This window comes from Phenylobacterium sp. (assembly GCF_030645195.1).
GTDB lineage: Bacteria > Pseudomonadota > Alphaproteobacteria > Caulobacterales > Caulobacteraceae > Phenylobacterium.
In genome coordinates this window covers 43,549-51,009 of the sequence record NZ_JAUSLW010000007.1, presented here as the reverse complement: position 1 = coordinate 51,009, position 7,461 = coordinate 43,549, and the positions used below count along the sequence as shown (strand labels likewise).

Annotated in this window: 7 protein-coding genes; 3 read left to right on the top strand and 4 right to left on the bottom strand. The window is 69.1% G+C overall.

The window, feature by feature from the left end:
• Positions 1-144 precede the first annotated feature (144 nt).
• Positions 145-1,170, top strand: a complete 1,026-nt coding sequence (gene purM / locus Q7T09_RS00630; protein WP_304697026.1) for a phosphoribosylformylglycinamidine cyclo-ligase — start codon at positions 145-147, stop codon at positions 1,168-1,170.
• Between the two features lie 107 nt (positions 1,171-1,277).
• Positions 1,278-1,475 (top strand): hypothetical protein, encoded by a 198-nt coding sequence (locus tag Q7T09_RS00625; protein WP_304697025.1) that lies wholly within the window; start codon positions 1,278-1,280, stop codon positions 1,473-1,475.
• 60 nt (positions 1,476-1,535) lie between these two features.
• Here the strand turns inward: Q7T09_RS00625 and Q7T09_RS00620 are convergent, their stop codons facing one another.
• The 4 genes from Q7T09_RS00620 to ndk form a co-directional block, all read right to left on the bottom strand.
• Positions 1,536-2,315 carry an enoyl-CoA hydratase/isomerase family protein gene (locus Q7T09_RS00620; protein ID WP_304697024.1) on the bottom strand — a complete coding sequence of 260 codons (780 nt, stop codon included), beginning with the start codon at positions 2,313-2,315 and terminating at the stop codon, positions 1,536-1,538.
• A complete protein-coding gene (locus Q7T09_RS00615) occupies positions 2,312-3,535 on the bottom strand; it encodes a CoA transferase (protein ID WP_304697022.1) in 1,224 nt (407 codons plus the stop codon). Before Q7T09_RS00615 ends, Q7T09_RS00620 begins: the two co-directional genes overlap by 4 nt.
• Positions 3,535-4,698 carry an acyl-CoA dehydrogenase family protein gene (locus Q7T09_RS00610; RefSeq protein WP_304697019.1) on the bottom strand — a complete coding sequence of 388 codons (1,164 nt, stop codon included), beginning with the start codon at positions 4,696-4,698 and terminating at the stop codon, positions 3,535-3,537. Before Q7T09_RS00610 ends, Q7T09_RS00615 begins: the two co-directional genes overlap by 1 nt.
• 91 nt (positions 4,699-4,789) lie before the next feature.
• Complete coding sequence (gene ndk / locus Q7T09_RS00605; RefSeq protein ID WP_304697018.1) at positions 4,790-5,209, bottom strand: nucleoside-diphosphate kinase; 420 nt, start codon at positions 5,207-5,209, stop codon at positions 4,790-4,792.
• A gap of 352 nt (positions 5,210-5,561) precedes the next feature.
• Between ndk and Q7T09_RS00600 the strand changes: the two genes are divergently transcribed.
• Complete coding sequence (locus tag Q7T09_RS00600) at positions 5,562-7,442, top strand: ABC-F family ATP-binding cassette domain-containing protein (RefSeq protein ID WP_304697017.1); 1,881 nt, start codon at positions 5,562-5,564, stop codon at positions 7,440-7,442.
• Positions 7,443-7,461 lie beyond the last annotated feature (19 nt).

The window sequence follows — 7,461 nt, the reverse complement described above, 5'->3', positions numbered from 1 at the left end:
CGGCGACGAAAGGCTGGCCTTTGATTTTGTCACAGTACGCCGCCAGTTCGGCGGTGGTTGTAATCGGCGTCATCAATTAGCTATAGCCCCGCGCACGCCCGAGTCTGCAACCCCGGCGGCGAATTTCTTGAGGCCTATTTCACCATGACCGACCGTCCGAACGGCCTCACCTATGCTCAAGCCGGCGTGGATATCGACGCGGGCAACGCCCTGATCGAGAAGATCAAGCCCCTGGCCAAGGCCACCCGCAGGCCCGGGGCGGACGCCGCCCTCGGCGGCTTCGGCGCCCTCTTCGACCTGAAGGCGGCCGGCTACGCCGATCCCCTGCTGGTCTCCACCACCGACGGCGTCGGCACCAAGCTGAAGGTGGCCATCGAGACCGGCATGCACGATACGGTCGGCATCGACCTGGTGGCCATGTGCGTCAACGACCTGCTGGCCCAGGGCGCCGAGCCCCTGCTGTTCCTGGACTATTTCGCCACCGGCAAGCTCAATGTCGAGGATGCCGCCCGCGTGGTGGGCGGCATCGCCGAGGGCTGCCTCCAGGCCGGCGCGGCCCTGGTGGGGGGCGAGACCGCCGAGATGCCCGGCATGTACAGCGAGGGCGACTATGACCTGGCCGGCTTCTCCGTCGGCGCGGTGGAGCGCGGCGCGGTCCTGCCCCGCATGGGCGACCAGCAGGCCGGCGACCTGATCATCGGCCTGGCTTCCAGCGGCCCGCACTCCAACGGCTATTCCCTGGTGCGCCGCATCGTCGAGCGCTCGGGTCTGGCCTGGACCGACACCGCGCCCTTCGACGAGAACCTGAGCCTGGCGAAGGCGCTGATGGCGCCCACCCGCATCTACATCAAGAGCGTCCTGCCCCAGATCAAGGCCGGCCGCATCAAGGGCTGCGCCCACATCACCGGCGGCGGTCTGATCGAGAACCCGCCGCGGGCCATCGCCGAGGGGCTGGAGGCCAGGTTCGACTGGAACGCCTGGCCCCTGCCCCCGGTCTTCGCCTGGATGCAGCAGGTGGGCGGGGTCTCCGACCACGAACTGCGCCGCACCTTCAACTGTGGGGTCGGGCTGATCCTCATCGTCGCCCCGCAGGACGCCCCGGAGGTGCTGGAAGGCCTGCTGGCGGCCGACGAGGACGCCTTCATCTGCGGCGAACTGGCCGCGACCTGAGCGCCACAGGCGCGCCCAACTCCTGCCAAGCTACGGAAAATAAAGAAATTTGGCGGAACCTGCCCTCGGCCCCACGCGTAGCTCACAATGTGGAATTGAGGCTTGAGATGACGCGTGACGAACGGATCGACCGGGAGGCCCTTGGCCTCTGGCGCGCCCTGAGGGACGGTCCGCCGCCCGCGGGCGTGCACGGCGGCGAGCTGCTGAGCATGCTGATCGGCCAGTCCGGCGCCCCGCCCTATGAGCGCCTGCACTCCCCCTATCTGCGCGACAGCCAGATCACCCGGCCGCCGTCGCGGTCATGAATTCCGGGACCGGCCGGCCGATCGAGGCCAGGTCGTCCATCATGGCGCCGCCGTCGCCCCCTACCGCCCCTTGAAGTCCGGCGACCGTTTCTGATTGAAGGCCGCGACGCCCTCGCGCCGGTCCTGCGTGGTGAAGAGGTGGTTGTAGGCGTCCAGCTCCAGGGCCATGGCCCGGTCCAGGGGCAGGACCGCCCCGCCGCGCACGACGCGCTTGAGCGCCCGCACCGACAACGGCGCCTTGGCCGCGATCAGGGCCGCGCGCTCCAGCACCTGGGGCAGCAGGGTCTCGGCCGGGCAGACCCGGTTGACGATCCCCACCGACAGGGCCTCGGCGGCGTCCACCGGCGCGCCGGACATCAGCATCTCGGCGGCCCGCCGCTCCCCCACCGCCCGGGTCAGCAGCTGGGTGCCCCCCAGGCCCGGGATAATCCCCAGCCCGGCCTCGGGCAGGCCGATCCGCGCGGTCTCCGAGGCCCAGGCGAAGTCGCAGGCCAGCGCCATCTCCGCCCCGCCGCCCATGGCCGCCCCGTTGATCGCCGCGATCAGCGGGAAGGGACAGGCGAGCTGGGCGCGGATCATGTCCTCGAACAGGCGGTGCTGCTCGCCCCAGGCCGCGTCGGTCATGCCGTCGCGCTCCTTCAGGTCCGCCCCGGCGCAGAAGAACCGCCCGGCCCCGGTCAGGACCACGGCGCGGACCTGCTCGTCGTCGGCGATCCGCATCCACAGGGCCAGCAGCTCGCGGCCCATGGCGGTGTTGAGCGAATTGGCCGCCTCGGGACGCGACAGCGTCACCACCAGCAGCCCGGGACCCGTCTCCTCGACGGCGATGGTCTGGTTCATTTACCCTCCGGTCCGGCGACGATCCTGGCGTCGTGCAGCTTGGCGATCTCGGTTCCCGACATCTTCAGCAGCTGCGACAGCACCTCGTCGGTGTGTTGGCCAAGTTTCGGGGCGGGGCGCACGTCGCCGCGCGCGTCCTGCGGGATGGTCGCCATGGCGCCGGGCGCGAGATAGCTCAGGCCGCTGGGATGGCGGATGTCCTGGAACATCGGATTGGCCTTGAACAGCCGGGGATCCTCCAGCGCCGCCTCCAGGGTCTGATAGGCGCCCCAGGTCACCCCGCCGGCGTCGAAGGCCGGGGTCAGCTCGGCGGCGGTCCTGGCGGCGAAGGCCCGCTCGAACAGCGGATAGAGCCGGGCCCGGTGGGTGAACCTCAGGCCCTCGTCCGTGGCGAACGAAACGCCGAGCTCGGCCTCCACGACCCCTACCTCGGCGACGATCCCCAGGGTCTCCAGCGCCTTGCTCCACTGCTTGGGCGTGATGGCCAGCAGCATGAGCTTCTCGCCGTCCTTGGTGGTGAAGTCGCGGCCGAAGGCGCCGTAGATGTCGTTGCCCATCCGCGGCCGCTGGTGGCCGGCCAGCAGGGTCTCGGCGGTGAAGCCCAGATTGGCCATGGTCGCCGCCCCGATGTCGGACAGCGGCGCGCGAATCTCCCGGCCCCCACGCCCCTTCATCCGGGCCAGCAGGGCCGAGACCAGGGAGAAGGCGCAATAGGCCCCGGTCAGCAGGTCCCAGGCCGCCAGGACGTGGTTCACGGGGCGGTCGTCCCCCACCGGCCCGGTCATCAGCGGCAGGCCCAGCGCCGAGTTGATCGTGTAGTCCATGCCCTGGGAGCCGTCGGCCCAGCCCATCACGCGCACGCAGATCAGGTCGGGCCGCAGGGCGCTGAGCTTCTCGTAGGAGAGGAATCCGTCCACCGGGAAGTTGGTCACGAACAGGCCGCCGTCCTCGCCGGGCGCGGCCGCCAGCCGCTGCGCCAGCTCACGCCCCTCGGGCCGGGCGAGGTCCAGGGCGACCGACTTCTTGCCCTTGTTCAACCCCTCCCAGTAGAGGCTGTCGCCGCCCTGCGAGAGCGGCCAGCGCCGGAAGTCGGGCCCACCGCCGATATTGTCGAACCGGATCACCTCGGCGCCCATCTGCGCCAGGTAGAGCCCGCAGGTCGGCCCCGCCACGAAGGCCGAGCCCTCCACCACCCTCAGGCCTTTGAGCAAATCGTACATCAGAAGGACTTCGGCATGCCGAGCACGTGGGTGCCTACGTGGCTCAGGATCAGGTTGGTGGAGATCGGGGCCACCTGGTAGAGCCGCGTCTCCCGGAACTTGCGCTCGATGTCGTACTCCTCGGCGAAACCAAAGCCGCCGTGGGTCTGCAGGCAGGTGTCGGCGGCGAACCAGGAGGCTTCGGAAGCAACAAGCTTGGCCATGTTGGCCTCGGTCCCGCAGGGCTCGCCAGCGTCGAACATCGTCGCGGCCTTGTCCACCATCAGCGAGGCCGCGGTCATCTGGACGTGGGCGCGGGCGATGGGGAACTGCACCCCCTGGTTCTGGCCGATGGGCCGGCCGAACACCTCCCGGTCGCGGGCATAGGCGCTGGCCCGGTCGATGAAGAACTTGGCGTCGCCGATGCACTCCGCCGCGATCAGGATCCGTTCGGCGTTCATGCCGTCCAGGATGTAGCCGAAGCCCTTGCCTTCCTCGCCGATCAGGTTGGCGACGGGCACTTCCATGTCGTCGAAGAACAGTTCTGTGGTGGCGTGGTTCAGCATGGTCCTGACCGGTTTGATGGTCAGGCCGCGACCCACGGCCTCGCGCATGTCCACCAGCAGGACGCTCATCCCGGCGCTCGGCTTGGCGGCGTCCTCCCGCGCGGTGGTGCGGCAGAGCAGGATCATCAGGTCTGAGTGCTCGGCGCGGCTGATCCACAGCTTCTGGCCGTTGACGATGTACTTATCGCCCTCGCGCCTCGCGAAGGTGGAGATGCGGGTGGTGTCGGTGCCGGCGGTGGGCTCGGTCACCCCGAAGGCCTGCAGCCGCAGTTCCCCGGAGGCGACCTTCGGCAGGTAAGCCTGCTTCTGAGCCTCGCTGCCGTGCTTGAGCAGGGCGCCCATGGTGTACATCTGGGCGTGGCAGGCGCCGCCGTTGCAGCCCGAGCGGTGGATCTCCTCCAGCACCGCCGTGGCGGCGCCGAGACCCAGGCCCGAGCCGCCATAGGCTTCCGGGATCAGCACCGACAGGAAGCCCGCCTCCGTCAGGGCGGTCACGAACTCTTTGGGATAGATGCGGTCGCGGTCCAGGGCGCGCCAGTACTCTCCCGGAAACTGGGCGCAGAGCCGGCCCACCGCCTCGCGAATCTCGGGGAAGGTCTCACCCGCTGCTGCGCCCACGAAAAAGCCCTCCCTGCGACCAGCCTGAGCTAGCGCATGGAGGGCTCCTTGGAAACGGTGACGCGGCGTCGACTAGACGCCGGCCGATCGCTTAGCCGACGATGTCTTCGTCCTTGAAGAACTGGGCGATCTCGATCTTGGCGTTCTCGACGCTGTCCGAACCGTGCACCGAGTTCTCGCCGACGTTCAGGGCGAACAGCTTGCGGATGGTGCCGGGGGCGGCCTGCTCGGGGTTGGTGGCGCCCATCACTTCGCGATAGCGGGCCATGGCGTTGTCGCCTTCCAGGACCTGCACGACCACGGGGGCCGAGGTCATGGTCTCCACCAGTTCGCCGTAGAAGGGACGCTCAGCGTGCACTTCGTAGAACTTCTTGGCTTGGGCTTGCGTCATCTTGATCCGGCGCTGGGCGACGATGCGCAGGCCCGCGTCTTCGATCACCGCGTTGATCTTGCCGGTCAGGTTCCGCTTGGTGGCGTCCGGCTTGATGATCGAGAAGGTGCGTTCAGTCATGGTCTTGGCTTGTTCTTTGTATCTGAGGCGCGGCCGTCCGCGCCGAAGGGTGCGGGCTTATAGCCGCACCAGGTGACAGCGCCAAGGCAGGTTGCGCGCGACGCGGGCCCCGACCTCTGATATGGAGCGCCCGTCATCGGAGAGACGGTTGATGCGACCCTAGTCAACGCCGCAAGCGAAGACGTGCCGGAGCGTGACAGCCTGAAGTGGATACCGGTTCAGGCGCCCGTCACGCTCCAACGCAAAAGATTGGAGCCTTTTTTGATCGTTTCAGACTTGTCTGAAACGAAAAGGCTCCAGCGACGGCCACCGGGCCGGCCGTTCACTCAACCTGTTTTGTAAGTCCGATCCCATGCTGCAGATCCATGAACTCGTCTTCGACTCCTGGGGCCGTCGTTTCTTCGACGAGGCCACCATCAGCCTGCCCGTGGGCTCCAAGGTGGGCCTGGTGGGCCGCAACGGCGTCGGCAAGTCGACCCTGTTCAAGCTGATCCTGGGCCAGCTCCACCAAGGCTCGGGCGAGATCGGCTATCCCAAGGCCGCCCGCATCGCCTCGGTGGATCAGGAACATCCGGCCACGCCGGTGACCCTGCTGGACACCGTGCTGGCCGCCGACGTCGAGCGCGAGACGCTGACGGCCTCGCTGGACACCGCCGAGCCCGAGCACCTGGGCGAGATCTACGCCCGGCTCAGCGACATCGGCGCCGACCGCGCCCCCAGCCGGGCGGCGGAAATCCTCTCCGGCCTCGGCTTCTCCCACGCCGACCTGGCCCGCCCCATGGCGGAGTTCTCCGGCGGCTGGCGGATGCGCGTGGCGCTTGCCGCGGCCCTGTTCGCCGAGCCCGACCTGCTGCTGCTGGACGAACCCACCAACTATCTCGACCTGGAAGGGGCGCTCTGGCTTGAGGCGCGCCTGAAGAAGTATCCCAACAGCGCCATCATCATCAGCCACGACCGCGAGATCCTGAACAACTCGGTGGACCACATCCTCCACCTGCACTCGGGCAAGCTCGACCTCTATCCGGGCAACTACGACAACTTCGAAACCCAACGCGCCGAGCGCGCGCGCCTGCTGGAATCCAACAAGTCCAAGATCGACGCCCAGCGCGCCCACTTGCAGGCCTTCGTCGACCGCTTCCGCGCCACCGCGTCGAAGGCGACCCAGGCCCAGTCGCGCCTCAAGCAGCTGGCCAAGCTGCCGCCGGTCTCCATCGTCGCGGCCGAACGCACCGCCCCCTTCATCCTGCCCTCCCCCGAGCGGCCGGTGGCCCCGCCCCTGATCCGCCTGGAGGGCGCCTCGGTGGGCTATGACGGCTCGCCGATCCTGCGCAACCTCGACCTGCGGCTGGACCTGGACGACCGCATCGGCCTGCTGGGCGTCAACGGCGCCGGCAAGTCCACCTTCGCCAAGCTGGTGGCCGGCGCCCTGACCGTGCAGCACGGCGACCTGCGCCGCGACCGCCGCCTGAAGGTGGGCTGGTTCCACCAGCACCAGATCGAAGCCCTGGATCCCTCCGACACCCCGCTGGAGATCATCCGCCGTGCCATGCCCGAGGCCAGCGACGCGGCCCGCCGCTCGCGCCTGGCCCAGTTCGGCATGGGGGTGCAGAAGGTGGAGACCACGGTCGCCAACCTGTCCGGGGGCGAGCGCGCGCGCCTGCTGCTGAACATGGTGGCCATGGAAGCGCCCCACCTCCTGATCCTCGACGAACCCACCAACCACCTGGACATCGACAGCCGCCGCGCCCTGCTGGACGCGCTCAACGAATATGCCGGCGCCGTCATCCTGTTCACCCACGACCGTTCGCTGTTGGAGCTGGTGGCCGACCGCCTCTGGCTGGCCGCCGACGGCACCATCGCCCCCTTCAACGGCGACATGGACGACTACGCCAAGCTGGTGATCGACCGGGCCCGCCAGGCCGCCAAGGGTCCCTCCCAGGTTCCCCAGGCCGCCGCCCCGCCGCCGCCGCCCAAGCCCGCCCCCAAGGCCAAGGTCCCCACCGGCACCGCGCGCCGCCGCGCCGAGCAGGCCGAGGCGGCGCTCGCCCGCGCCACCGCCGCGGTGGCCGAGATCGACAAGGCGCTGACCGACCCCACCATCTTCACCAAGGATCCCGCCAGGGCCGCCCGCCTGGGCGCCGACCGGGCCAAGGCCCAGGCCACCCTCGACGCCGCCGAGCAGGAATGGATCGAGGCCGTGGAAGCCTATGAGTCCTTGAAGGCCGACGCCTAACCCAACGTCAGGTTACGCC

What these genes read in the sequence shown, in the direction of transcription:
- purM (WP_304697026.1), top strand. Translation starts at nt 145, where the DNA reads ATGACCGACCGTCCGAACGGCCTCACCTATGCTCAAGCCGGCGTGGAT.
- Q7T09_RS00625 (WP_304697025.1), top strand. Translation starts at nt 1,278, where the DNA reads ATGACGCGTGACGAACGGATCGACCGGGAGGCCCTTGGCCTCTGGCGC.
- Q7T09_RS00620 (WP_304697024.1), bottom strand. Translation starts at nt 2,315, where the DNA reads ATGAACCAGACCATCGCCGTCGAGGAGACGGGTCCCGGGCTGCTGGTG.
- Q7T09_RS00615 (WP_304697022.1), bottom strand. Translation starts at nt 3,535, where the DNA reads ATGTACGATTTGCTCAAAGGCCTGAGGGTGGTGGAGGGCTCGGCCTTC.
- ndk (WP_304697018.1), bottom strand. Translation starts at nt 5,209, where the DNA reads ATGACTGAACGCACCTTCTCGATCATCAAGCCGGACGCCACCAAGCGG.
- Q7T09_RS00600 (WP_304697017.1), top strand. Translation starts at nt 5,562, where the DNA reads ATGCTGCAGATCCATGAACTCGTCTTCGACTCCTGGGGCCGTCGTTTC.